A 25,066-nucleotide genomic window follows, 5' to 3' on the forward strand; every position below is an offset into this window, starting at 1 on the left:
CTTTGGGTCAACTGGTATTTTTAATACTAGTCTATAGGTTACTCGTTCATCAATATATTAAGAGGTTTTTAACCATGTACCTCAGTATATATGTAATTGGCATAAAGAAACATTTCGAAAAAGTAAATTATCTTTACTAGTCCTACCAATAGTTTATCTCTTTGTTTTCGGAATGACCTATGTTTTGGGTGGGAATGTTTTGGCTACCGTCACTGTTTACAAAGATTATAGAGGACTTAAAACTATTTATAGTTAAGTGGACAAAATAGATATTCGTTATCTTGGGTCAAAATCGAGTAGTACTAGAATTGATGCTGTCTTTATTGATTCTGACGGACAGATTTATGACATGCATCTGATAAACGGTGACAAGAGAATTGCTAATCATATTCGACATAATCAGTCAATGTCCTATTCCTCAACTCTATCCTTTGATAAACATGGCAAACCACTTTACATTTCTAAATTCTTGGAATAAGCAGTCCGAATAGCTCTTTCAGTGATTGACACTTGACAAATATGTAAATTCTCTGCATAATAAAAGAAAAAACCTGAAAAGAGGCTAGCCATGCAAATTATTAAACGTAATGGTCAAGTTGCTGAATTTGATCCTGATAAAATCTACCAAGCCATCTTAAAAGCAGCACAGACTGTGTATGTTCTTGATGATTCTTGGCGACAAAACCTTGCTCAAGTCACTAAAAAAGTAGCACTTGATCTACAAGATGCTCAAGTGGAACGTCCAACCATTAACATGATTCAATCATTGGTTGAAAATCGTCTTATGGAAGCTGGTTTCATCAATATCGCCGAGCATTATATTTCATACCGTTTACAACGAGATTTGGAGCGTAACGGTTATGGTGACAAAGTAATCGTACACCTACGCTTTGAACAGACTAAATAATAAAAAGCCATTGCTTTGATGGCTTTTTTGTATGTTTGAGTTTTTAGTCTATCATTTTCAAAAGTTTTAAAAAAGTCTTCAGTTCTTTTCCATGTCCTATTTGCATATAAGTCTCAGAAGTTGGTCTTATAAAGGATGTTTCTAAAAAGCGAATTTGTTTCTGAGCTTTGAAATTCTCTAATGAGACCCCTTTTGGAAGCTTCCAGGTAATGTGTCTAGGAGAAATCTGATAGGGAATGGAAACCTTAGCTTTCTCGATAGTTTCCTGACTTTTAGCCATGTTTTGTTGAAAAAGGTCTTTAAGTTTTTTAATATTTTTTTTGAACATACCATTATCAAGATAAATTGAAAGTGCTTTTTGCATGATGAGGTTGGTATCATAGTCAATAAGTCCTTTGTGGGACAAAAAGGTAGTCTTAAGGTTTGGTGGTAAGACGAGGCTACCTAGTCGTAAACCTGGAAAAAGTGCCATGGAAAAAGATTTGATATAGATGGTCTGATTTTGGGTATCATAGTAGTGAATTGGTAGATTTTTACTATCGCTAAAGTCACCCATATAATCGTCCTCGACGATATAGACATTATACTGTTTGGCAAGTTGAGCCACCTTTTCTTTTTCACTAGCAGTGTAGCTCAATCCAAGAGGATTTGAGTAACGACTAATGGTATAGAAAAACTTAATCTGACCAGTTTTAAAGTGTTCCTCTAATAGATTAAAGTCAATACCATCAAGATTGCGATTGATAGTTTCGTAGGATAGATTTTGACGCTTGACTAAATGGTTCATACGGTGGTAGGTAGGTTGTTCCAAAAGAATTTTGTGAGCACCATTACCGAAATCCATCTGTGATAGGATATAGAGAGCCTGTTGGCTTCCTGAAGTAATGACAATTTGATTTGAATTGACATAAATGTCGTCAGATGCAAGGCGATTTTTTAATGCTTCAACCAGTTCTTTTAGTCCAGCTTGCTCATGATAATAGTTGAAGAGGTAGTCTTGGTGTTCTGCCAAACTTTCATCTAAGCAAAGACGAAAATCCTCGTAAGCTAATTGATTATAGTCATTAAGGTTGAGTAGAACCGTATCATTGGATTTAGAGGGGCCCTCTAGAACATAATAGCCACTTTTGGGGACGGCATAAATATAGTTTTGATACTTAAGTTCCAAGAGCGCTCTTTGAGCAGTATCTTTACTGCAACCATAAGTCTGACTAATCTGACGAATAGATGGTAATTTACTTCCTTTCTCCAAATTACCATTTTGGATATCTTTTGCGATAGTCTTAACAATTTCTTGATAGATGCTCATAACTACCCCCTTACAGATTTTTTTATTCTACCTTATTTATTCTCTGAGAGCAAGATGTCTGGAGGCATTTGACAGTATTATTAGATTTTGACATAATAAAAAGGTTATTAGGAAATACTAAATTCCTATTTTAAACAAGTTTAAGGAGATTGTAATAATGACATTTAAGAAAGTCTTAGGACTTATCGCTCTTGCTTGCTTAACCATTATTGGTTTGTCAGCCTGTACACCGGATAAAGAGCCTACTTGGACATACGATAAAAACAAAATGCAATTTGTGGGACAAGATGCTAGCGTACAAGTTCTTTCTGCCACTAAAATCGAATCCCCTGAAGGTCAAAAAGCTATTCGTGTTCACTATAAACTTAGCAACACAAGTAAAGAAACCATGAATGCCTACGCTCTTTTGATGAAAGTGGTTCTCGATGTTAAACAGGAGAAGGAAGAATTGAAGGTTGCGACAATGGTCTTCTCTAAAGACGATGACAGAGACAAGATTGCTAATAAGACAAAGATTGGCCCTAAGGAAGTTAAGGAAATTGTTGTTGACTATGCCGTGTCTGATTTTGATCATGACTTGATAATTGAATTCTCAGACTATGGTACAGAAGCAGATGCGACTGCTCATATTTCATTGAAAAATCTTGAAAATGCACCCGTCAAATACTTTGATAATAAATCTCAATAAGCTTTATCGCCACATGGATGTGTGGTGATTTTTTATAGCCTCACATCTGTACCCGGTCAGATAGAGAAATCTCTACTTGTTTAATCGTCAGAATTTTCATAAACTTGTACTATATTTATTTCTAAGGAGTTTTAGATATGTCAGCAAAACGTTTAACCCTCTCTGCATTTTTCATGGCACTTGTTGTCATTTTGAGTTCAAGTCTCTTGTCAATTCCTGTTCCAGGAGGTCACTTCTATTTTAACGGTATTATCATTTTCTTGGTTGGTTTGATATTTCCACCTATGGATGCAGTCATAATTGCTGGTGTGGGCTCATTTATTGGAGATTTTCTTTTTTATCCTCTTCCTATGTGGGTAACACTAGCAACACACAGCCTTCAAGTTCTTGCTATCTCACTTGTTGTAGGTGGGCGATTAGGAAAATTGAGTAAACCTAGGGCTGTTTTAGGTCTCTTGCTTGGGGTAATTATCAACCTACTTGGTTATGGTTTTGGAAGAGCCTTTATCTATGGCACACCAGCCTATGCTATGATGAAAATTCCTTTTGATCTAGTTGCCGCAATTCTTGGTTCAGCTTTTGCCTACTATATTTACTTCCATACAGGATTTATTAAACAGTTTAAAAAAGTTTGGGAAGGAAAATAGATGACCACAGTGATTGTTGTCAATGATCTCGTTGGTTTTGGGAAGGTTGCTTTGACCAGTAGTCTTCCTATCATGTCATCTTGTCAGACTGAAGTTCTTCCCTTACCAACGGTTCTTTTGTCTTCTCATACTGGTGAGTTTGACAATATCTATGTACGATACCTTACAGTTGATATGCAAGGTTTTTGTGGGCAGTGGAAGCGATTGGATTTTAGAGTGTATGGCTTAGTCGGTGGTTATTTCAAGTCAGAAGAAGAACTAGGCCTTGTCAGTCAATTGTCTTACGAAAAAAAGATTCCTCTTTTTGTTGGATCCTATTATGGGTGATAATGGCCGTCTCTATCAAGGTTTTGATAGAGACTATGTAGAAGCTATGAAAGATTTCTGTCAACAGGCTGATGTCATAATTCCCAATCTGACAGAAGCTGCCTTATTGACGGGTTCTCCTTATCTTGAGGAAGGTTCCTATGATATGACTACTATTGAGAATCTTCTGAGAAATTTGAGCAGGCTTGGACCTCGAAAAGTTATTTTAACAGGTATTTCATTTGAGACTGAAAAGATCGGATTGGCTTATTTCGATAAGGAGACCAATCAAGTAATTTATCGAATGAGGAAACGGTATCAATCACATTTTTATGGGAGCGGGGACTTACTGATGGCCATTTTATCAGCCGGATATTTTCATAACCTTGATTTTCTTAAGGTTTGTGATTTGGCTTTGGATTTCCTGAATAAAGTCCTATTGTTTACACTTTCAAGTGGTCGCCCTTTAAAATATGGTCTCTGTTATGAGCCCTATATCGGTTATTTATTTAATGGCATTAATGAGCTATTGGAGGAGAAAAATGAAAAATGATAATACTCGTGAATTAGTTGAATTGAGTTTGTATGCAGCCTTGATTATTGTTACTGTACAGTTTATTCGTATTCCTTTTGGACCACAATTTGTCCATTTGGGAAATGCTTTGGTTGTAATTGCTATCTTAATTTTTGGTGCTAGAAAAGGTGCGTTAGTTGCAACGGTAGCATTAGGGCTATTTGATATTTTTAATGGCTATGCTGCTGAGGTTTGGATTACTATTTTAGAATCTTTGATTGTCTGTTTGGTGCTCTATCTTGTTTTTGAAAAGCTCCTAAAATCAAATGATAAAATAGTTAACGTCATTATCGCTGGAGTGATCGCTGCATTGACCAAAATTATTTTGAATTTCCTTAAGTATACGATTATTAATACCATCGTTGCGTCCCTCCCCTTAAAAGCTGCCATGCTAGCTTCAGTGATCAAGATTGGTGGAACTTTTGGAACATCAGTTGTTACAATCATTGCGGTTCCTCTTTTATATCCTGTCTTCAAACGCATTTTTAAAAAAGACTAAAGATTGAGCAGGCGGGTCCTGCTTTTTCTTTTCGATTTTACATAAGCAAAGGTCCAAATTTACACTAAAAAATGGTAAAATAATTAAGTTAATGTCAAGAAAGGAAAGGGCTAAAGACTGTTTTAGCCCAGATATGTTATGTCTATTTTAGAAGTCAAAAATCTTAGTCACGGATTTGGGGACCGTGCCATTTTTGAAAATGTCTCATTCCGTTTGCTCAAAGGTGAGCATATCGGTCTTGTCGGTGCTAATGGTGAAGGAAAGTCAACCTTTATGTCTATCGTTACTGGGAAATTGCAGCCAGATGAAGGTAAGGTAGAGTGGTCTAAGTATGTGACGGCGGGTTATTTAGATCAGCACGCTGTCCTTGAAAAGGGTATGACCGTACGCGATGTCCTTCGTACGGCTTTCGATGAGCTTTTTAAAACTGAGGAACGTATCAACAAGATTTATATGTCTATGGCAGAAGAAGGTGCCGATGTTGATGCTTTGATGGAAGAAGTAGGTGAGCTTCAGGATCGGTTGGAAACTCGTGATTTCTATACTCTTGATGCCAAGATAGATGAGGTTGCTCGTGCCTTGGGTGTCATGGATTTTGGTATGGATACCGATGTGACGGATCTTTCAGGCGGTCAACGTACCAAAATTCTCTTAGCTAAGTTATTGCTTGAAAAACCCGATATCTTGCTCCTCGATGAGCCAACCAACTATTTGGATGCTGAACACATCGCCTGGCTTAAGCGCTATCTCCAAGAGTATGAGAATGCTTTTGTTCTCATTTCGCATGATATTCCATTCTTAAACGATGTTATTAACATTGTCTACCATGTTGAAAATCAAGATTTGGTTCGCTATGCAGGCGATTATGATAATTTCCAATCTGTCTATGCTATGAAAAAAGCACAATTAGAAGCTGCCTATGAACGTCAGCAAAAGGAAATTGCCGATCTTCAAGATTTTGTTAACCGTAATAAAGCTCGTGTTGCTACTCGAAATATGGCCATGTCTCGCCAGAAAAAATTGGATAAGATGGAAATCATCGAGTTGCAAGCAGAAAAACCAAAACCTGAATTCCATTTCAAGGAAAGCCGTACGCCTGGACGTTTTATATTCCAAACTAAGGATCTCGTAATTGGATACGACAGTCCTTTGACTAAGTCGCCTTTGAATCTCACTTTCGAACGTAATCAAAAGGTAGCTATCGTCGGTGCCAATGGTATTGGTAAGACCACTTTGCTGAAAAGTTTACTTGGGATTATTCAACCTCTTGAAGGAGAAGTTGAAACAGGTGATTTTATTGACCTAGGTTATTTTGAGCAAGAAGCAGAAGGTTCACGTCAGACCCCACTTGAAGCGGTTTGGGATGCTTTCCCAGCTCTAAATCAAGCTGAGGTTCGTGCAGCCCTAGCTAAATGTGGTTTAACTTCTAAACATATTGAAAGTCAAATTCAGGTCTTGTCAGGAGGAGAGCAGGCAAAAGTTCGTTTCTGTCTCCTTATGAATCGTGAAAATAATGTCCTTGTTCTGGACGAGCCAACTAATCACTTGGATGTTGATGCAAAGGACGAATTGAAGCGTGCCCTTCAGGCCTTTAAAGGTAGTGTCCTAATGGTATGTCACGAACCTGAATTTTATGAAGGTTGGACAGATATTTGGGATTTTAATGAGTTAGTTTAATCAAAAATAGTGTTGACATCTTCTCAATGAGTTGGAGTGTCACTCACTCTATTTTTGAGTGGGCAAAGAGCCAAGTAGTAGTCATTAGGATTTGATAATAGCTTAATGATAGAGACTCTAGGGTCAGTCAGTGATAAGAATATTTCACATGGCACACTAGTTAATATGTATTGAGCTAATAAAATGACGATTTTAAATCAAAATATCTTATTTTGTTCAAAAAGTAATAAAGTTTGAGCATAAAACGTGTAACCGTTTTCTAATTGTGGTAAAATTGTATAGTAATCTATTATCAAAAGAAAGTTGGATAAATTTATGTCAAAAATCGTAGTTGTCGGTGCTAACCATGCTGGTACTTATAGTATTAATACTATTCTTGATAATTACGGAGACCAAAATGAAGTAGTTGTTTTCGATCAAAACTCTAACATTTCATTCTTGGGTTGTGGTATGGCTCTTTGGATTGGTAATCAAATCTCAGGTCCTGATGGCCTTTTCTATGCCAACAAAGAAGTCCTTGAAAGCAAGGGTGCAAAAGTTTATATAAACTCACCAGTTGAGTCTATTGACTTTGACGGTAAAACTGTTACAGCTCTTGTTGATGGTAAAGAACATGTTGAATCATATGACAAATTGATTTTAGCTACTGGTTCACAACCAATCTTACCTCCAATCGATGGTGCTGAGATTAAAGAAGGTAGCCGTACTTTCGAAGCGACTCTTGAAAACCTTCAATTCGTTAAACTTTTCCAAAACGCTCAAGAAGTTATTGATAAGTTGAACGATAAATCACAAGACATCAAACGTGTAGCAGTCGTTGGTGCAGGTTACATTGGTGTTGAATTGGCTGAAGCCTTCCAACGTCATGGTAAAGAAGTTATCCTTATTGATGTTGTTGACACATGTTTGGCAGGATACTATGACCGCGATTTTACAGACCGTATGGCTAAAAATTTGGAAGACCACGGTATCCAATTGGCCTTTGGCGAAACTGTTAAAGCAGTAGAAGGTGAAACTAAGGTAGAACGCATCGTAACAGATAAAAATGCGTACGATGTAGATATGGTTGTTCTTGCTGTTGGTTTCCGTCCTAATACAGCCCTTGGAGCTGGTAAATTGGAAACATTCCGAAATGGTGCTTACCTTGTTAATAAGAAACAAGAAACATCAGTTAAGGATGTTTACGCTGTTGGTGATTGTGCTACGGTTTATGACAATGCTCTTGACGATGTCAACTACATTGCCTTAGCTTCAAATGCTATTCGTTCAGGTATTGTTGCTGGACACAATGCCGGTGGTGGTGATGTTGAATCAAACGGTGTTCAAGGATCAAATGGTATCTCTATCTATGGTTTGAACATGGTTTCTACTGGTTTGACTGAAGAGAAGGCAAAACGCTTTGGTTTCAATCCAGCAGTAGTAGAATCAACGGATCTTCAAAAACCTCCCTTCATGAAGTATGAAAATGAAGATGTAACTATCAAGATTGTTTATGATAAAGATACTCGTAAAGTTTTGGGTGCTCAAATGGTTTCACTCATGGATATCTCAATGGGAATCCACATGTTCTCATTGGCAATTCAAGAAGGAGTAACAATTGACCGTCTACAATTGCTTGATTTGTTCTTCTTGCCACACTTTAACCAACCACTTAGCTATATTGCTAAAGCAGCTATCTCCGCTGAATAATATTAAACAGCTAATTCATATGAATTAGCTGTTTTTCTTTTTAAAATACTAAAAAACCTCCAACTGGAGGCTCTTATTTAACTAAAGTAAGATTAGTTTTTTGAAGCTTCTTGGAATTCAGGGTTTTTCCATGCTTCATCAATGATAGCTTGCAATTCATCGGCAGAAGCCTTCATCTTTTGTTGTTCAGCATCGTTCAATGGGATGTTTACTGGACGTACGATACCGTGTGCACCTACAATAGCAGGTTGACCGATAAAGATGTTGTTTACACCATATTGACCTTCTTGGAATACAGACAATGGAAGTACTGCATTTTCATCGTCAAGGATAGCTTTAGTGATACGAGCAAGGGCTACTGCGATACCGTAGTATGTAGCACCTTTTTTGTTGATAATTGTGTAAGCTGCATCACGAACACCTTCGAACAATTCAACTAATTCAGCTTCTTGAACGTTTTCTTCGTCTTTAAGGAACTCTTCAAGGTTTACACCGGCGATGTTAGCGTGTGACCAAACCGCAAACTCTGAGTCGCCGTGTTCACCCATGATGTAAGCGTGAACTGAACGAGCATCGACATTAAGTTTTTCAGCAAGTGCTTGACGGAAACGAGCTGAGTCAAGTGAAGTACCTGAACCGATAACGCGTTCTTTAGGGAATCCTGAGAACTTCCATGTAGAGTAAGTCAATACGTCTACTGGGTTAGCAGCTACAAGGAAAATACCGTTGAATCCTGATTCAACAACTTGAGTAACGATTGATTTGTTGATTGCAAGGTTTTTACCAACAAGATCAAGACGAGTCTCACCTGGTTTTTGAGGAGCACCAGCAGTGATAACTACAAGGTCAGCATCCGCACAGTCTTCATATTTAGCTGCATAGATTTTTTTAGGTGAAGTGAAAGGAAGTGCGTGGCTAAGGTCAAGCGCATCACCAACGGCTTTTTCAAATAATTGTGGAATTTCGATGATACCTAGTTCTTGAGCGATACCTTGGTTTACAAGTGCGAAAGCGTAAGATGAACCTACGGCACCGTCACCAACAAGGATGACTTTTTTGTGTAGTTTAGTTGCAGTCATGGTCTAAACATCTCCTTAATTTTTTATTGGGTTACCCCATACAATGCTTATTCTACCATTTTAAGTGATGAATGTCACGAAATAATAAGGAATTATTAAGTGAAAGCGTTTTAAACAACTGAAATATAACGCTTTTTATGGTATAATATTATAGAAATTTTCCATTATTTTATGAGAATTTGGAATAATTTGATTGAAAGAAAAGAGGCATTTTTAGAGTGCAAGATAATAATTTAATTGACGTTAATTTAACGTCTGAGATGAAAACGAGTTTTATCGATTATGCCATGAGTGTTATCGTATCTCGTGCACTCCCAGATGTTCGTGACGGTTTAAAACCGGTACAACGTCGTATTCTTTATGGAATGAATGAGCTTGGGGTGACACCTGATAAGCCTCATAAAAAATCTGCCCGTATTACCGGGGATGTTATGGGTAAATATCACCCACACGGTGACTCATCTATCTATGAAGCTATGGTTCGTATGGCTCAATGGTGGAGTTACCGTTACATGTTGGTTGACGGCCACGGAAACTTTGGTTCTATGGATGGTGATGGCGCAGCCGCTCAACGTTACACTGAGGCTCGTATGTCTAAAATCGCCCTGGAGATGCTCCGTGATCTCAATAAGAATACCGTAGATTTTCAAGATAACTACGATGGTTCTGAACGTGAGCCAATTGTTCTTCCATCCCGTATTCCAAATCTTCTTGTTAATGGTGCTACAGGGATCGCGGTTGGTATGGCGACCAACATTCCACCACACAATTTGGCTGAAACTATAGATGCCGTTAAATTGATGATGGACAATCCTGAAGTCACAACCCGTGAACTGATGGAAGTTCTTCCCGGTCCAGACTTTCCAACTGGTGGTTTGGTCATGGGAAAATCTGGTATTCACCGTGCTTACGAAACTGGTAAAGGCTCTATTGTTCTTCGTTCGCGTACCGAAATTGAAACAACCAAATCAGGTCGTGAGCGCATTGTAGTTACTGAGTTTCCTTATATGGTCAATAAGACTAAAGTCCATGAACACATCGTTCGTTTGGCTCAGGAAAAACGTATTGAGGGGATTACAGCAGTTCGTGACGAGTCTTCTCGTGAGGGGGTACGTTTTGTCATCGAAGTGCGTCGTGATGCATCTGCCAATGTGATCTTGAACAATTTGTTCAAATTAACTCAACTTCAGACAAACTTCAGCTTCAATATGTTGGCCATTGAAAAGGGTGTGCCCAAAATCCTTTCCTTGCGTCAAATTTTGGCTGACTATATTGCTCACCAAAAAGAGGTTGTGGTCCGTCGTACACAGTTTGATAAGGATAAGGCTGAAGCACGTGCCCATATTTTAGAAGGCCTATTAATTGCGCTTGATCATCTGGATGAAGTGATTACGATTATTCGTAACAGTCAAACTGATGCAGAGGCTCAAGCCGAGTTGATGGCTCGCTTTGAACTCACTGAACGTCAAAGCCAAGCCATTCTTGATATGCGTTTGCGTCGTTTGACCGGTTTGGAACGTGATAAGATTCAAAATGAGTACGATGATCTCCTTGCCTTGATTACTGATTTGGCTGATATTTTGGCAAAACCAGAACGTGTTATTGCTATCATCAAGGAAGAGTTGGATGAAAGTAAGCGTAAATTTGCGGACGCCCGTCGTACAGAGCTGATGGTCGGCGAAGTTGTTTCACTTGAAGATGAAGACCTAATCGAAGAAGAAGATATCGTTATCACTCTTTCTAACAAGGGATATATCAAACGTTTGGCTCAAGACGAATTCCGTTCTCAGAAACGTGGAGGTCGTGGAGTTCAAGGGACAGGTGTGAACGATGACGACTTTGTTCGTGATATCGTTTCAACAAGCACTCATGATCATCTTTACTTTATGACCAACAAAGGTCGTGTATACCGTCTCAAGGGTTACGAAATTCCTGAGTATGGCCGTACAGCTAAGGGATTACCAATTGTTAATCTCTTGAAGTTGGATGAAGGTGAGACAATTCAAACAGTGATTAATGCTAAGAGCGACGAAGCATCAGATAACAATCACCTTGTCTTTGTAACTCGCCAAGGTTTAGTGAAACGAACTAAAGAAGCAGAATTTAAAAATATCCGTCAAAATGGTTTGATTGCCTTGAAACTTAGAGAAGGTGATGAACTTATCAATGTCTTCTTGACTAATGGTAATGAAGAAATTATTATTGGTACTAAATTTGGTTACAGTGTGCGTTTCAAAGAGGATACTATTCGCAGTATGAGTCGTATGGCTGCTGGTGTTAAAGGGGTAACCCTTCGTGACGGTGACCAAGTCGTTGGTGCAGCAGCTATTACTGAAGACCAAGAAGTCTTGATTATCACGGAAAAAGGTTACGGTAAGCGTACTTCAGCTACTGAATACCCAACTAAGGGGCGTGGTGGTAAAGGTATTAAGACAGCTAATATCACAGATAAAAATGGTAACCTTGCAGGCATTGTGACAGTTTCTGGTGATGAGGATATTATGGTCATAACTGATACGGGTGTTATTATCCGTACTGCAGTTGCTAATATCTCTCAAACTGGTCGTGTAACTCAAGGGGTTAAGGTCATGCGTTTAGATGATACTGCTCGTATTGTCACCTTTGCTTTGGTTGAACCTGAAGAAATTGATCAAGTTACTGAAGATCAATAAAGTGGTGATAACTAATGAGAAAAGATAACAAAAATAAGACTCCTAAAAAGCATCGTAAATGGCTTGAGGTCCTTCGTTGGATCTTGATTGTTGTTCTCTTGGTTGTTGGTTTAGCTTTAATTTTTAATAAATCAATTCGAAACACTATAATTGCTTGGAATACTAATAAATATCAAGTAAGTAAGGTCTCTAAAAAGACCATAAAGAAAAACAAGGAAGCTAAGGCAAGTTATGACTTTGATACGGTTAAATCTGTTAGTACAGAGTCAGTCTTGCAAGCCCAGATGGGTTCTCAAAAACTTCCAGTTGTTGGTGGAATTGCTATCCCTGAGGTTGGTATTAATCTCCCTATTTTCAAAGGACTTGGTAATACAGAGCTTACCTATGGTGCTGGAACTATGAAGGAAAATCAAGTCATGGGTGGAGAAAATAATTATTCATTGGCTAGTCACCATATTTTCGGTATCGCTGGGGCTTCTGATATGCTCTTCTCACCATTAGACAGAGCAAAAAATGGCATGAAGATTTATCTTACGGATAAAAATAAGATCTACACCTATGTTATCAGTGAGGTAAAAATTGTCCAACCAACTGAAGTAGCAGTGGTTGATGACACTCCTGGTAAATCTGAAGTGACTTTGGTAACTTGTACAGATGCTGAAGCAACTCAGCGTACAATTGTCAAAGGGAACTTAGAATCGCAGGTAGACTTTGACAAGGCAAGTTCAGATATTCTTGAAGCCTTCAATAAGTCATACAATCAATTTCAAAGTTAAGAAAAGGCCGTAAGGTCTTTTCTATGGAGGGAAAAAATATTTTTGAAAACAATACATCATGTCGCTATCATTGTTTCTGATTATGATCTATCTCGAGATTTTTATGTTAATAAATTAGGTTTTGAAATCATACGTGAAAATCACCGTCCGGAACGTAACGATTATAAATTAGATCTACGTTGTGGTGATATAGAACTGGAAATCTTTGGAAATAAGACTAGTGATCTAGCCTATGTGGAGCCACCAAAGCGTCTGTCTTATCCTGAGGCGTGTGGACTACGTCATTTAGCTTTTAAAGTGGCTAATATTGAAGAGGTTGTCGAGTCTTTGGAACAAAAAGGTATTTCATGCCAACCTATTCGCAAGGACAGTTTTACTGGGGAAAAGATGACTTTCTTTGCTGATCCAGACGGGCTCCCTTTGGAATTACATGAGTAGTTTTTTTGACCCTATTTTTTTAAGTCATGGTATAATGAATTCACGGCTGAGCTCACACTCGGTCATCTTTTAGGAGATTATGGATACTATTCTATTTTCGAAAGGAAACATACATGAAATTGAAAAAGCTTTTCGTTGCTGGGATGGCTTTCCTAACTTTGGTGACAACCTTTGCCTCAGCTGCTCAAGCAGCCACATCGTCAGATGTCCAAAAGGTTATTGATGAATCTTACGTTCAACCTGACTATGTTATGGGTTATTCTTTGTCAGAGGAAGAGCGTAATCAGACCCTGAACTTGCTAAGTTATGATAGTAGCAAGGATACCAATGTCAAGACATTAACGACTACGGCCTATGCAAATATCATGAATGTTGCAGATGATTCTAGTCTTCAGTTATATTCTTCAGTTAAGATTGCTAAACTAGGTGCTAAGGAAACCTTGAGTGTAGAAATTGTGACACCACAAAATATCACAAAAATCACTCCAGATATGTATCGTAATGCTGCAACGACACTTGGTATTGAACATGCTAAGATTACAGTAGCAGCACCTATTCCAGTAACTGGGGAAAGTGCCTTGGCTGGTATTTATTATTCTCTAGAGCAGAATGGAGCAAAAGTCTCAGATGAAAGCAAAGAGCTTGCTCAGGAAGAGCTTAAAACCCTTTCCCAAATCAATGATGAGAATTCAGGTAAGAGTAACTATGATGCGGATAAGCTTAATGTAGCCATGACTGATATCAAGACGGCAGTTGCTGATAAAGGAAATAAGTTGACTGATGATCAAGCTAAAACGATTGTTCAGCGAACCATCAATAACTACAACCTGAATCTTTCTGATACTCAAATCAATCTTTTGGTGAACTTTGCTTTAAATTTATCTAAGTCATCAATCATTGATAGTGCTAGCTTCAAGTCAAGTCTGAGTTCACTTAAAGCTTCTATCGTTTCAAAAGCGGGCGATACTTTCTCTGGCATCAACTTAAACTTTGATGCTAACCAAACACTTGAGAATAGCAAAAATATTTTTGCACAAATCTGGCAAGATATCGTAGATTTCTTTACTGGACTTTTTAGGTAGTGAAAGAGCTGTCCATTTGGATGGCTTTTCCTATTTTTTGGCTCTTTGTCAACTGTAGTGTGTTGAAGAAAAGCTAAGATCGAGAAAGGACAAATTTCGTCCTTTCTTTTTATTATGTGACTTTCAGTCCGTCTCTTTCCGTTAGGTGCGAGACAAAACATGACCTCCTGTCTAACGGGGGAGTCATGATTTGAAAAAAGACAGTAAAAAGTGCAAAAATCACTTCCTGTGCTATACGGTAATTGAAATTTTTTTAGTTTGGAGTTAGAACTGTTTCCTCAGTTCTAGCACTTTTTCTTTTTCGTATTCTTGATGTGTTGCGAGAATTTTGTAAAAGATACGAAGCAGCTTATGTGCACAAGCAATGCCGGTTTTCATTTTACTTCCTCTTTGGGAAATTTTGATATAAAAAGATAAAAACGCATTATCTTTAGAATGAGCCTCAATCAATACCGACATGGTCAAAGCCTGCTTGTGATATATCGATTTCCTTGTGTGATGTGTGAGGATTTTTTTAATGTCAGCACTTTCATAGGATTCTGGGCAGAGCCCAGCCCAAGAAGCTAAGTCTGCATCCGATTGAAAAGCCTTCACATCTGGTTCAATCTCAGCTAAATAGTGGCTGCACAAGTTTCACTCACACTAGGAATCGTTTGAAGTAATCTATTTTCTTCAGGGAACTCCTTTTCGATATAAGCTATTATTTCACTCGTTAATTTATTCATGAGTTTTTGATACAATTGATATTCTTCTAGGCTTTGGTCCAAGAGAAATCGATCCTCCAGAGACAACTTCCCATTCATGGCCTATATTAAATTCTTCGGGACTTGCTTTGACATGCTTGTGAATACAAGCTGTCACATTGTCATAATCAATGAGTTCCCCATTGATAAAGAGCATTAAAAGAGATTGTCCTGTCTTAGAGAAGATAACAGAAAGATAGCTGGTTAGTTTGATATTAGTAGGTTGTAAGAGGTTATGAATCTTATTCTTTATTTGAGTTTGACGTTGTTTGTAAGAACGTAATCTACGAGTGAGTAAACGTAACTGCATTACTTCAGGGTTAGGAATATAAGATGGCTCAATAAGTCCACAACGTCCGAGCTGTGCAATCCATTCGTCATCCTTCATGTCTGTTTTTCGACCAGGTACATTCTTAATATGTTGAGCGTTAGCTAATATCAGATTGAGCTCTGAGTCTGAGAATATATTAAAGCTTTGTTAGTCTCATAGTTCTGAGCGACAAAAGTCAATTCCCCTTTCTTGAACCCAAACTAATCCCAGGACATAACCCTTGGGAGTTTATCAAAATGTTCCTTGAAAGTAAACTGATCAAGCTTACGATAGACAGTGGATGTCGACATACGAAGTCTTCTGGCAATATCCGTTAGTGACATCTTCTCAGTTAGGAGTTGTGAGACCTTTTGGCGGACTAGATTTGAAATTTGGTGGTTTTTCTCAACGATTAATGTCTCAGCCCCCGTGACTTTTCTACAATCTTTACACTGGAAGCGACATTTCTTCAGACGTAGTAGTGTTGGAGTTCTAGTTTTGCTTGAACCTCGATATGAGTATCCATTTTAAAAACAAGAGTAATGATGTTAGGATCTATCATTCCGATTAATCCTGTGGTATTCTTAATAGATTTCATGAGTTCTTCCTAATGATGGTTTGGTTACTTCTCATTATAGTTTTTATGGGACTTTTTGTCTGCATTCAAAAAGCTCTATAATCTCTACAGTAGTTTTACCCACTACAGAAATTATAGAGCCATTAAAGCTAGCCTAGGCTGGCTTTTATTTTAGTCCGTAGTTATAATCATCATCTTGCATAGCTTCAACAGTACCTAGAAGGTAACCATTACCGACTTGAGAAAAGAAATCGTGGTTTGATGTTCCTGTAGAAATACCATTCATAACGATTGGGTTAACATCGTTAGCAGAATCTGGGAAAAGAGGATCTTGTCCTAAATTCATCAATGCTTTATTGGCGTTATAGCGAAGAAAGGTCATTACTTCTTCGGTCCATCCAACACCGTCATAAAGAGATTTAGTGTAGAGTTCTTCATTTTCATATAATTGATAGAGGAGATCATACATCCATTCACGGAAACTCTCCTGCTCTTTTTCAGGTAATTCGTTGAATCCTAGTTGGAACTTATAGCCAATATAGGTACCGTGAACAGATTCGTCACGGATAATGAGTTTGATAATTTCAGCGACATTAGCTAGCTTATTATTACCAAGATAATAGAGTGGAGTGAAGAAGCCTGAATAGAAAAGGAAGGTTTCAAGATAAGTTGAAGCAACTTTTTTCTGAAGTGCCGTTCCGTTTTCATAGATATCATTAATGATTTTTGCTTTAGTTTGCAAGTACTTGTTGCTGTTTGTCCACTCAAAAATTTCCTCAATTTCTGATTTAGTATTCAAAGTTGAGAAAATAGAAGAGTAAGATTTTGCGTGAACAGATTCCATAAACTGAATGTTGTTCAAGACAGCTTCTTCATGAGGTGTACGAACGTCTGCTCGAATGGCTTCAACACCCGTTTGAGATTGCATGGTATCTAGCAAGGTCAAGCCGCCGAAAACTTTTCCAACTAAATCTTTTTCTTCAGCTGAAAGTTTACGCCAGTCATCAAGGTCATTTGAAAGGGGAATTCGAGTATCTAACCAAAATTGTTCAGTTAATTTTTCCCAGGTAGATTTATCAATCGCATCTTCGATTTCATTCCAGTTAATGGCTTTATAGTAAGTTTCCATTAGAAACCTCTTTCTTTATTGATATCATTTCTATTTTATCATAATTAAAAATCATGATATAGTTTTTTTGAGTTTATCTATTAAAAAAGTCGGCGAACCGACCCATTTTATGCTTTTTATAAATAAGAGTAGTGAAGTTGTTAGCCTCAAATCACTATCTTAGATGACACAGCTTTCACACTGGTTAGAGCCAACTTCTTCGCCGTCATCTGTGTAAGTACGGATGTAGTAGATTGACTTGATTCCTTTGTTAAAGGCGTAGTTACGAAGGATAGAAAGATCGCGAGTTGTTAGTTTATTTTCTGTTTTCCATTCGTAAATTTCTTTAGGCAACTCACTACGCAAGAATAGGGTTAATGACAAACCTTGATCAACGTGTTCAGTCGCAGCGGCATAAACGTCGATAACTTTACGCATGTCCATGTCGTAGGCTGAAGTGTAGAAAGGAATAGTGTCTGTTGAAAGACCGTTGGCTGGATAGTAAATTTTTCCGATTTTCTTCTCTTGACGTTCTTCAATACGTTGTGTGATTGGATGAATAGAAGCAGAACAGTCGTTAATGTAAGAGATTGAGCCATTTGGCGCAACAGCCAAACGGTTTTGATGGTAGAGACCATCTTTTTTAACGAGTTCACGTAGTTCCTCCCAATCCTTGGCTTGTGGGATGAAGTGGCCTTCGAAAAGTTCTTTAACACGGTCAGATTTAGGAACGTATTGCCCTGTAACGTATTTATCAAAGTAAGAACCGTCAGCATATTTTGAATTCTCAAAGCCGACAAAGGTTTCTTGACGTTCACGGGCGATATTGTTAGATTCAACTAAAGTCCAGTAGTTCATAAGCATGAAGTAGATATTAGTGAATTCAATAGATTCTGGGCTACCATACTCAATATGGTGTTTAGCAAGGTAAGAGTGAAGCCCCATAGCTCCTAAACCAAAGGTATGAGCTTGTTGGTTCCCATTTTTGATTGATGGAACGGCATCGATACTTGAGCTGTCTGTAACAAAGGTAAGCGCACGTGTCATAGTCTTAATGGAACGACCAAAGTCAGGTGAAGTCATCATGTTCAGGATATTAGTAGATCCAAGGTTACATGAGATATCTGTACCGAGTTTAACAAATTCTTGAGAATCGTTAAGTTCACTTGGTGTTTGAACTTGGAGAATCTCAGAACAGAGGTTGGACATAACAATTTTACCATCAATTGGGTTATGTCTGTTAGCTGTATCAATGTTGATGATATATGGGTAACCAGATTCTTGTTGGAGTTTAGAAATTTCAGTTTCTAACTCACGCGCATTAATCTTAGTTTTGGTGATATTAGGATTGGCAACCAATTCATCATACATAGCTGTAATATCAATGTAGTTATATGGTTTACCGTATTCTTTTTCGATAGAGTAGGGGCTGAAGAGATACATATCTTCATTATTACGTGCTAACTCGTAGAATTTATCTGGTACTGTAACACCTAGTGACAATGTCTTAACACGTACCTTTTCATCAGCGTTCTCTTTCTTAGTTGAAAGGAAGGCAAGGATATCTGGGTGGAAAACATCCAGATAAACAACACCAGCACCTTGACGTTGACCAAGTTGATTTGAGTAAGAGAAGCTGTCTTCAAAAAGCTTCATAACTGGGACAACTCCAGAAGCAGCACCAGCATATCCCTTGATAGGAGCACCAGCTTCACGTAGGTTAGATAGGCTAATACCAACCCCTCCACCAATACGTGATAATTGGAGAGCTGAGTTAATAGAACGACCGATGGAATTCATATCGTCCGTTACTTGGATAAGGAAACATGAAACGAGTTCTCCACGACGACTACGTCCAGCATTTAAAAATGAAGGAGTAGCAGGTTGATAACGTTGGTGAATCATTTCGTTAGCAAGGTCACTAGCCAGGTTTTCATCACCATCAGCGAAGTAAAGAGCATTAAAAAGAACACGATCTTCAAAACTTTCAAGGTATGTCTCGCCATCGTTTGTTTTGAGAGCATATTGTTGGTAGAACTTGTAGGCTGCCATGAAAGATTGAAAGCGGAATTTTTGAGCATGAATTTCTGCAGACAATTTTTCGATGAAAGCAGGTTCATATTTACCGATGAATTCAGACTCAATATAGTCGTTTTCAATCAAATAATTAATTTTATCTGTGATGCTGTTGAATGCCATTGAATTTGGCTTAACATTTTCAAGGAAAAAGGCACGAAGCGCTTCTTTATCCTTATGCAAAGGAATCTGACCGTTTACAGGACGGTTAATTTCGTTGTTGAGGCGGAAGTAAGAAACATCGCCAAGATTTTTTAAAGACATAATACAGATACCAGGCCTAGTTTAAAGGTTAAAGTTAACATATTAAACTAAGCAAACAAGTTCCTTTCTATATAAAAACTTGATAATTAAAGGATTTCTTTAAGTTTAGCCGGTTGAAAACCTGAAAAGACGATATCGCCTGCTTCAATCACTGGAGCAGCAGTAAAGCCTAGGCTTTTGACGTAATCAATTTTTTCTGGTTGTTCATCGATATTGATTTCTTCGAAATCAGCACCTTCTTTTTCCAAAAATTTTTTTGTCATTTTGCATTGCATACAGTTGTTTTTTGAAAACAATGTAATCTTTGCCATTGCAAATACTCCTTTTTTTAAAGATTTTAAGTGACTAGGTGTCATTTTTTTGACTTTAATAGAATACCCAAAATATTGGGAAAAATCAAGCTAAATATTTTAAGGAATACAATATTTTGTGTTTAGTATTGAAACACAACCCTATATCTTGTGTTTTGAAGGCTTTTTAAGTTTTCTTAAATTAAATAGAATTTATTTATGGAAATGGCTAAAATTCCAATAACTGACTGAAGATGTAATAAAACATCACACAAGAATGCCAATTTTATTTGTTTTTTTTAAAAAAACAGTGTAGAATAGAGGAAATTTTTTAACTAATGGAGGTTCAAGTATGCAAGAATACTGTTCAAATCTAACTGTAAATGGTAAGATATTCTCTTTTTATGATCTCGAAAAAGCAGCAAAATCCTATGATGTTAAGGTCGAAGAACTACCTTATAGCATTCGAATACTACTTGAAAGTCTCCTCCGAAAAAAAGATGGCATTGATGTTAAGGAATCTCACATTTCTGATCTGATAAAATTTCCGAATTTTCCAACAATTTCTGAGATACCATTTAAACCAAGTCGCGTCATTTTACAAGATTTCACAGGGGTTCCTGTTGTCGTTGACTTGGCCTCAATGCGGGATGCTATAGTGGCTAATGGTGGTAAAGCAGAACTTATTAATCCAGAGATTCCAGTAGATTTAGTCATTGACCACTCTGTTCAAGTCGATTCATATGGATGTGATACAGCGCTTGAAGATAATATCAATCTAGAATTTAAACGTAACAATGAGCGCTACGAATTTCTTAAATGGGCCGAACAATCTTTTGAAAATTACCGTGCGGTTCCACCAGCTACAGGTATTATCCATCAGGTTAATATTGAATTTCTAAGTGATGTCATTATTGAAAAAGATGGGCTACTATATCCCGACTCTATGTTTGGTACAGATAGTCACACAACGATGATTAATGGTATTGGTGTTCTGGGCTGGGGTGTCGGCGGAATTGAAGCTGAAGCAGCTATGCTAGGTGAAGCTTCCTATTTCCCAATTCCAGAGGTTATTGGTGTACATTTAACAGGTGAACTTCCTAAAATTGCTACGGCAACAGACTTGGCTCTCAAGATTACTCAAGTACTTCGTTCTGAAAATGTTGTTGGTAAATTTGTAGAGTATTTTGGTTCTGGCTTAAAGAGCCTATCTCTAGCTGATCGTGCTACAATCGCTAATATGGCACCAGAGTATGGGGCAACTTGTGGTTATTTTCCTATTGATGACGAAACTCTTAACTACATGCGTTTAACTAATCGTGATGAGGAACATATCCAGGTCACTGAAGCCTACACAAAAGCCAATCATCTGTTTTATGACCCAAGTAAAGAAGCCAAGTATACTAAGGTTGTTGAAATTGATTTGTCAACCATTAAACCTTCTATCTCGGGTCCCAAACGTCCACAGGATTTGATTCTCTTGTCCGATGCTAAGCAAGAATTTCAGGATGCAGTGGTACGAGAAGCAGGTGTGCGTGGCTTTGGATTGGACAAGAAGGAGTTAGAAAAAACGGCAAAAGTTGATTTTGAGGATCATTCAGAAACAATTCAAATGGGGCATGTGGCCATTGCAGCGATCACATCATGTACCAATACCTCAAATCCTTACGTTCTTATGGCGGCTGGTCTTTTAGCTAAAAAAGCAGTTGAGAAAGGGTTAAAGGTATCTCCAACGGTGAAGACATCTTTGGCACCAGGTTCTAAAGTTGTTACTGGTTATCTTAAAGCTTCAGGCTTGCAAAGCTACTTAGACAAGCTTGGCTTCAATTTGGTAGGTTACGGTTGTACGACGTGTATTGGTAACTCGGGAGATCTACGTCCTGAGGTAGCTAAAGCTATTGTAGACACGGACTTACTAGCGAGTGCCGTTCTGTCAGGAAATCGTAACTTTGAAGGACGTATTAATCCTCTCGTAAAAGCAAATTTCTTAGCTAGCCCACCATTGGTTGTTGCCTACGCTTTGGCTGGTAACACTAATATTGATTTGACAAGGGAGCCTTTAGGTTTTGACGACAATGGGCGAGCCGTCTATCTAGAAGATATTATGCCATCACGTGATGAAATTGAAGCTTATGTTGATAAATACGTAACCCGTCAACTTTTCCGAGACGAATACGCTAGTGTCTTCTCAGACAGTGAGAAGTGGAATGCCATTCCTACTGAACAGAGCCAAAATTATAAATGGAATGAGAAGTCTACCTATATTCAAAATCCACCTTACTTTGATGCTTTAGGAGATGATTTGACCATTAAACCATTGAATAATTTGAAGGTATTGGCTAAATTTGGAGATACGGTTACAACAGACCATATTTCTCCAGCTGGTAATATTGCTAGAAACAGTCCAGCAGCACGCTATTTGTCTGAAAATGGTGTAGATTATCAAGAATTTAATTCTTATGGTAGTCGTCGTGGAAACCATGAAGTCATGATGCGAGGAACTTTTGCTAATATTCGTATCAAAAATGAGTTGGCAGAAGGAAAAATTGGTGGATATACTAAATATGAAGGTGACATTCTACCCATATACGATGCTGCCATGAAATATAAAGAAGCTAATCGAGATACACTTGTAATTGCTGGTAAGGATTATGGTATGGGCTCAAGTCGTGACTGGGCAGCTAAAGGGGCAAATCTCCTTGGTGTGAAAGTAGTACTTGCTGAGAGTTTTGAGCGTATTCACCGTTCAAATCTAGTCATGATGGGAATTTTGCCGGTACAATTTATGGAAGGAGAAAATGCTGAAACTCTTGGATTGACAGGACATGAGATTTTTAGCTTTGATCTTTCAGAAAATCCAGGTGTTCATGATGCTATTACTGTTACAGCTTCAACACCTGAACAAACCAAAACTTTCAAAGTACTGGTTCGTTTTGATGCAGATGCTGATATTCGCTACTATAAAAATGGTGGTATCTTGCCAATGGTTGTAAGAAAAAAATTGAAGGGAGCCTAAAATGACAACAGTTGAAATTGATGGACTTAAGGATATGATTGCCTGTAATACTAGGATTTCATCTATTATTGATGACCATTTATCCTATGCAGGATATGATATTTCCGAGTTTATGAATAATAAGGCGTCTTTTGAGGAAGTAATTTATCTGCTGTGGAATGGTCATCTTCCAACGCAAATGGAACTCAAGTATTTTGAGGCCGAATTACGTAAGAACTATGATATTTCAGATGCTGTAGAACAATGTATTCTTATCCAATCTCGCCCCCATTTACACCCGATGAGTGTTCTTCGTTCAACAGTTTCCCTACTTGGTGTATATAATGTGGATGCTGAGGAAAGATCCATGGAAGCTGTTTATCAGCAAAGCATCGAATTAATGGCTAAATTGCCAACTATCATCACGACTTTTGCACGTTTACGTACTGGTAAAATGCCTCTTAAACCACGGAAGGATTTAGGATTTGCAGCGAATTTTCTTTACATGTTGAATGGTGTTGAACCTTCTGAAATTGAAATCGAAGCTATGAATAAGACTTTAATCCTTCATGCTGACCATGAATTGAATGCCTCAACATTTGCTGCGCGAGTTTGTGCTTCAACCCTAACAGATATTTATTCTTGTGTCACGACAGCTATTGGTGCCCTGAAAGGTCCACTTCACGGTGGGGCTAATGAACGTGTCTTTGATATGCTAAAAGAAGTTCGTGAATCTGGTGATGTCAATGCATACTTGCAGGAAAAACTTGATTCTAAAGAAAAAATCATGGGATTTGGGCACCGTGTTTACAAGAAGAAAGATCCTCGTGAGATTTTCTTAAGGGATATGGCCAAGAAGTTGACAGAGGGTACAGAGAATGAAGAATTCTTTAATAAGTCTCAAGAAATCGAAGAGTTCATGAGAGATAAGAAAGGATTGATTCCTAATGTGGACTTCTATTCAGCCACTGTATATCATACTCTAGGAATTGACAGCGATATTTTTACACTCATCTTTGCTATGAGTCGAGTTGCCGGTTGGATTGCACATATTCACGAGCAACAAAAAAATAACAAATTGATTCGTCCACGTTCACAGTATATTGGACAAGAAAATATGACTTATATTGCTTTAGAAAAACGCTAGGGAGGAAAAAATATATGGCAGAAAGAATCCTTATGACTAATGGCAAGCTCAAAGTTACTGATAATCCGATTATTCCTTTCATTGAAGGAGATGGTGTTGGACGTGATATTTGGAAGAATGCTCAAGCAATTTTTGATAAAGCGGTAGAAGCAGCCTATGAAGGACAGCGTCGTATTGAGTGGCAAGAGTTTTTGGCAGGTAAAAAGGCTTTTGATAAAACAGGTGAGTGGTTGCCGCAAGAAACTTTAGAGGCTATTCGAGAAAGCCTGGTAGCTATTAAGGGGCCACTTGAAACACCTGTCGGAGGAGGAATTCGTTCTTTAAATGTAGCTTTACGTCAAGAACTTGATCTCTACGCTTGTGTTCGACCGGTTCGGTATTTTGAAGGAGTAGCAAGTCCACTTAAGGAACCAGAAAAAACAGACATTACTATTTTTCGTGAGAATACTGAGGATATTTATGCAGGAATTGAATGGGAAGCAGGAACGGTAGATGTAGAGCGCGTTATTGCTTTTTTTCAAACAGAAATGAATGTCGATAAAATTCGCTTTCCCAAGTCAAGTAGTATTGGAATTAAGCCTATTTCAATAGAAGGAAGTAAACGATTGATTCGTTCAGCTATTGACTATGCTCTTAAGAACAATCTAAAGAAAGTAACATTGGTGCATAAAGGGAATATTCAAAAATTCACAGAAGGTGGCTTTCGTAAATGGGGCTATGAAGTGGCTGAGGAAGAATATAAGGAAGAAATGCTTGCTGGCCGTCTAGAAGTTAATGATATAATCGCTGATAATTTTCTACAACAGATTCTTTTGAATCCCGAAAAATTTGATGTTGTTGCATTAACCAACTTGAATGGCGATTATGCAAGTGATGCTCTAGCTGCCCAGGTTGGTGGTATCGGAATCTCCCCTGGAGCTAATATTAACTATCAAACAGGCCATGCTATCTTTGAAGCTACTCATGGAACGGCTCCAGATATTGCGGATCAAGATAGGGCTAATCCTTGCTCTATTCTCTTATCTGGCTGTATGCTTTTAGAATATATCGGTTGGTCTGAAGCAGCTGAACTCATTATAAGTGCTATTGAAAAAAACTTTAAATCAGGGATTTTTACAGTTGACCTAGCCTTTGGAAAACGAGCCTATTCAACCAGTGGTTTCAGCAATCAAATTCTCTCAATTATATGATTGTTTTTGCACAAAAATGAAAA

At 38.0% G+C, this 25,066-nt stretch carries 21 protein-coding genes and 2 pseudogenes; 15 read left to right on the plus strand and 8 right to left on the minus strand.

What is annotated here, in order from left to right; translation table 11 throughout:
* Positions 1 to 256 precede the first annotated feature (256 nt).
* Entirely contained in the window at positions 257 to 478 is a 222-nt protein-coding gene (locus MHH90_RS03700; RefSeq protein WP_014621735.1) for a hypothetical protein, read from the plus strand.
* 90 nt (positions 479 to 568) lie between these two features.
* Complete coding sequence (locus MHH90_RS03705) at positions 569 to 907, plus strand: ATP cone domain-containing protein (protein WP_014608455.1); 339 nt, start codon at positions 569 to 571, stop codon at positions 905 to 907.
* A 43-nt stretch (positions 908 to 950) separates the two neighbouring features.
* Here MHH90_RS03705 and MHH90_RS03710 read toward each other — a convergent pair whose 3' ends face one another.
* Positions 951 to 2,216 (minus strand): aminotransferase-like domain-containing protein, encoded by a 1,266-nt coding sequence (locus MHH90_RS03710; protein ID WP_011681310.1) that lies wholly within the window; start codon positions 2,214 to 2,216, stop codon positions 951 to 953.
* A gap of 157 nt (positions 2,217 to 2,373) precedes the next feature.
* On the opposite strand from MHH90_RS03710, the gene MHH90_RS03715 reads away from it, so the two are divergent.
* From MHH90_RS03715 to nox, 6 genes and pseudogenes are all read left to right on the plus strand, one after another.
* Entirely contained in the window at positions 2,374 to 2,904 is a 531-nt protein-coding gene (locus MHH90_RS03715; protein ID WP_011681309.1) for a DUF5067 domain-containing protein, read from the plus strand.
* Between the two features lie 137 nt (positions 2,905 to 3,041).
* A complete protein-coding gene (locus MHH90_RS03720) occupies positions 3,042 to 3,551 on the plus strand; it encodes an ECF transporter S component (RefSeq protein ID WP_011681308.1) in 510 nt (169 codons plus the stop codon).
* Positions 3,552 to 4,410 (plus strand): annotated as a pseudogene (locus tag MHH90_RS03725) (pyridoxamine kinase). It abuts the gene before it with no gap.
* Positions 4,400 to 4,930 (plus strand): ECF transporter S component, encoded by a 531-nt coding sequence (locus MHH90_RS03730; RefSeq protein ID WP_011681307.1) that lies wholly within the window; start codon positions 4,400 to 4,402, stop codon positions 4,928 to 4,930. Before MHH90_RS03725 ends, MHH90_RS03730 begins: the two are co-directional and overlap by 11 nt.
* A gap of 138 nt (positions 4,931 to 5,068) precedes the next feature.
* Positions 5,069 to 6,607 carry an ABC-F family ATP-binding cassette domain-containing protein gene (locus tag MHH90_RS03735; protein WP_011681306.1) on the plus strand — a complete coding sequence of 513 codons (1,539 nt, stop codon included), beginning with the start codon at positions 5,069 to 5,071 and terminating at the stop codon, positions 6,605 to 6,607.
* A 315-nt stretch (positions 6,608 to 6,922) separates the two neighbouring features.
* Positions 6,923 to 8,296 (plus strand): H2O-forming NADH oxidase, encoded by a 1,374-nt coding sequence (gene nox, locus MHH90_RS03740; protein ID WP_113870334.1) that lies wholly within the window; start codon positions 6,923 to 6,925, stop codon positions 8,294 to 8,296.
* Between the two features lie 92 nt (positions 8,297 to 8,388).
* Here the strand turns inward: nox and MHH90_RS03745 are convergent, their stop codons facing one another.
* On the minus strand, positions 8,389 to 9,375 hold the full coding sequence (locus MHH90_RS03745) for an L-lactate dehydrogenase (protein ID WP_011226177.1): 987 nt from the start codon (positions 9,373 to 9,375) through the stop codon (positions 8,389 to 8,391).
* 218 nt (positions 9,376 to 9,593) lie between these two features.
* Between MHH90_RS03745 and gyrA the strand changes: the two genes are divergently transcribed.
* The 4 genes from gyrA (at position 9,594) to MHH90_RS03765 (ending at position 14,343) form a co-directional block, all read left to right on the plus strand.
* Positions 9,594 to 12,047, plus strand: a complete 2,454-nt coding sequence (gene gyrA / locus MHH90_RS03750) for a DNA gyrase subunit A (RefSeq protein ID WP_011681304.1) — start codon at positions 9,594 to 9,596, stop codon at positions 12,045 to 12,047.
* Between the two features lie 14 nt (positions 12,048 to 12,061).
* Positions 12,062 to 12,823, plus strand: coding sequence for a class A sortase (locus MHH90_RS03755; RefSeq protein WP_011681303.1), 762 nt, complete (start codon positions 12,062 to 12,064; stop codon positions 12,821 to 12,823).
* 36 nt (positions 12,824 to 12,859) lie between these two features.
* On the plus strand, positions 12,860 to 13,261 hold the full coding sequence (gene gloA2 / locus MHH90_RS03760; protein ID WP_041827731.1) for an SMU1112c/YaeR family gloxylase I-like metalloprotein: 402 nt from the start codon (positions 12,860 to 12,862) through the stop codon (positions 13,259 to 13,261).
* Positions 13,262 to 13,374: 113 nt separating this feature from the next.
* Positions 13,375 to 14,343: a DUF1002 domain-containing protein gene (locus tag MHH90_RS03765; protein WP_011681301.1), complete on the plus strand. Its 969-nt coding sequence runs from the start codon at positions 13,375 to 13,377 to the stop codon at positions 14,341 to 14,343.
* Between the two features lie 264 nt (positions 14,344 to 14,607).
* Here the strand turns inward: MHH90_RS03765 and MHH90_RS03770 are convergent, their stop codons facing one another.
* The 6 genes and pseudogenes from MHH90_RS03770 to nrdH all read right to left on the minus strand — a co-directional run bounded on the left by MHH90_RS03770 (position 14,608) and on the right by nrdH (position 19,732).
* Positions 14,608 to 14,973 carry a transposase gene (locus MHH90_RS03770; protein WP_014621731.1) on the minus strand — a complete coding sequence of 122 codons (366 nt, stop codon included), beginning with the start codon at positions 14,971 to 14,973 and terminating at the stop codon, positions 14,608 to 14,610.
* 87 nt (positions 14,974 to 15,060) lie between these two features.
* Positions 15,061 to 15,552, minus strand: a complete 492-nt coding sequence (locus tag MHH90_RS03775; protein WP_224103231.1) for an IS110 family transposase — start codon at positions 15,550 to 15,552, stop codon at positions 15,061 to 15,063.
* Positions 15,553 to 15,554: 2 nt separating this feature from the next.
* Positions 15,555 to 15,994: pseudogene (locus tag MHH90_RS03780) on the minus strand (helix-turn-helix domain-containing protein); the annotation flags it as partial.
* Positions 15,995 to 16,139: 145 nt separating this feature from the next.
* The gene (nrdF, locus tag MHH90_RS03785; protein ID WP_002946459.1) at positions 16,140 to 17,102 is read right to left on the minus strand and encodes a class 1b ribonucleoside-diphosphate reductase subunit beta; all 963 of its coding nucleotides are present in this window, start codon (positions 17,100 to 17,102) and stop codon (positions 16,140 to 16,142) included.
* 159 nt (positions 17,103 to 17,261) lie between these two features.
* Positions 17,262 to 19,421: a class 1b ribonucleoside-diphosphate reductase subunit alpha gene (gene nrdE, locus MHH90_RS03790; RefSeq protein ID WP_011226168.1), complete on the minus strand. Its 2,160-nt coding sequence runs from the start codon at positions 19,419 to 19,421 to the stop codon at positions 17,262 to 17,264.
* Between the two features lie 86 nt (positions 19,422 to 19,507).
* Complete coding sequence (gene nrdH, locus MHH90_RS03795) at positions 19,508 to 19,732, minus strand: glutaredoxin-like protein NrdH (RefSeq protein WP_003096895.1); 225 nt, start codon at positions 19,730 to 19,732, stop codon at positions 19,508 to 19,510.
* A gap of 331 nt (positions 19,733 to 20,063) precedes the next feature.
* On the opposite strand from nrdH, the gene acnA reads away from it, so the two are divergent.
* Genes acnA through icd form a run of 3 tightly spaced genes read left to right on the plus strand, consistent with a single transcriptional unit; the run spans position 20,064 to position 25,043 of the window.
* Positions 20,064 to 22,727, plus strand: coding sequence for an aconitate hydratase AcnA (acnA, locus tag MHH90_RS03800; RefSeq protein WP_340725787.1), 2,664 nt, complete (start codon positions 20,064 to 20,066; stop codon positions 22,725 to 22,727).
* 1 nt (position 22,728) lies between these two features.
* A complete protein-coding gene (locus MHH90_RS03805; protein WP_011226166.1) occupies positions 22,729 to 23,853 on the plus strand; it encodes a citrate synthase in 1,125 nt (374 codons plus the stop codon).
* 14 nt (positions 23,854 to 23,867) lie between these two features.
* Positions 23,868 to 25,043: an NADP-dependent isocitrate dehydrogenase gene (icd, locus tag MHH90_RS03810; protein WP_084828901.1), complete on the plus strand. Its 1,176-nt coding sequence runs from the start codon at positions 23,868 to 23,870 to the stop codon at positions 25,041 to 25,043.
* Positions 25,044 to 25,066: the final 23 nt, after the last annotated feature.

The organism is Streptococcus sp. FSL E2-3488, from assembly GCF_038003585.1.
In the GTDB taxonomy this organism is placed as follows: domain Bacteria; phylum Bacillota; class Bacilli; order Lactobacillales; family Streptococcaceae; genus Streptococcus; species Streptococcus thermophilus.

Excerpts from the sequence above, each read along its gene's own strand:
- MHH90_RS03705 (WP_014608455.1), top strand. The coding sequence starts at position 569 with ATGCAAATTATTAAACGTAATGGTCAAGTTGCTGAATTTGATCCTGAT.
- MHH90_RS03710 (WP_011681310.1), bottom strand. The coding sequence starts at position 2,216 with ATGAGCATCTATCAAGAAATTGTTAAGACTATCGCAAAAGATATCCAA.
- MHH90_RS03715 (WP_011681309.1), top strand. The coding sequence starts at position 2,374 with ATGACATTTAAGAAAGTCTTAGGACTTATCGCTCTTGCTTGCTTAACC.
- MHH90_RS03720 (WP_011681308.1), top strand. The coding sequence starts at position 3,042 with ATGTCAGCAAAACGTTTAACCCTCTCTGCATTTTTCATGGCACTTGTT.
- MHH90_RS03730 (WP_011681307.1), top strand. The coding sequence starts at position 4,400 with ATGAAAAATGATAATACTCGTGAATTAGTTGAATTGAGTTTGTATGCA.
- MHH90_RS03735 (WP_011681306.1), top strand. The coding sequence starts at position 5,069 with ATGTCTATTTTAGAAGTCAAAAATCTTAGTCACGGATTTGGGGACCGT.
- nox (WP_113870334.1), top strand. The coding sequence starts at position 6,923 with ATGTCAAAAATCGTAGTTGTCGGTGCTAACCATGCTGGTACTTATAGT.
- MHH90_RS03745 (WP_011226177.1), bottom strand. The coding sequence starts at position 9,375 with ATGACTGCAACTAAACTACACAAAAAAGTCATCCTTGTTGGTGACGGT.
- MHH90_RS03755 (WP_011681303.1), top strand. The coding sequence starts at position 12,062 with ATGAGAAAAGATAACAAAAATAAGACTCCTAAAAAGCATCGTAAATGG.
- MHH90_RS03765 (WP_011681301.1), top strand. The coding sequence starts at position 13,375 with ATGAAATTGAAAAAGCTTTTCGTTGCTGGGATGGCTTTCCTAACTTTG.
- nrdF (WP_002946459.1), bottom strand. The coding sequence starts at position 17,102 with ATGGAAACTTACTATAAAGCCATTAACTGGAATGAAATCGAAGATGCG.
- nrdE (WP_011226168.1), bottom strand. The coding sequence starts at position 19,421 with ATGTCTTTAAAAAATCTTGGCGATGTTTCTTACTTCCGCCTCAACAAC.
- nrdH (WP_003096895.1), bottom strand. The coding sequence starts at position 19,732 with ATGGCAAAGATTACATTGTTTTCAAAAAACAACTGTATGCAATGCAAA.
- acnA (WP_340725787.1), top strand. The coding sequence starts at position 20,064 with ATGCAAGAATACTGTTCAAATCTAACTGTAAATGGTAAGATATTCTCT.
- MHH90_RS03805 (WP_011226166.1), top strand. The coding sequence starts at position 22,729 with ATGACAACAGTTGAAATTGATGGACTTAAGGATATGATTGCCTGTAAT.
- icd (WP_084828901.1), top strand. The coding sequence starts at position 23,868 with ATGGCAGAAAGAATCCTTATGACTAATGGCAAGCTCAAAGTTACTGAT.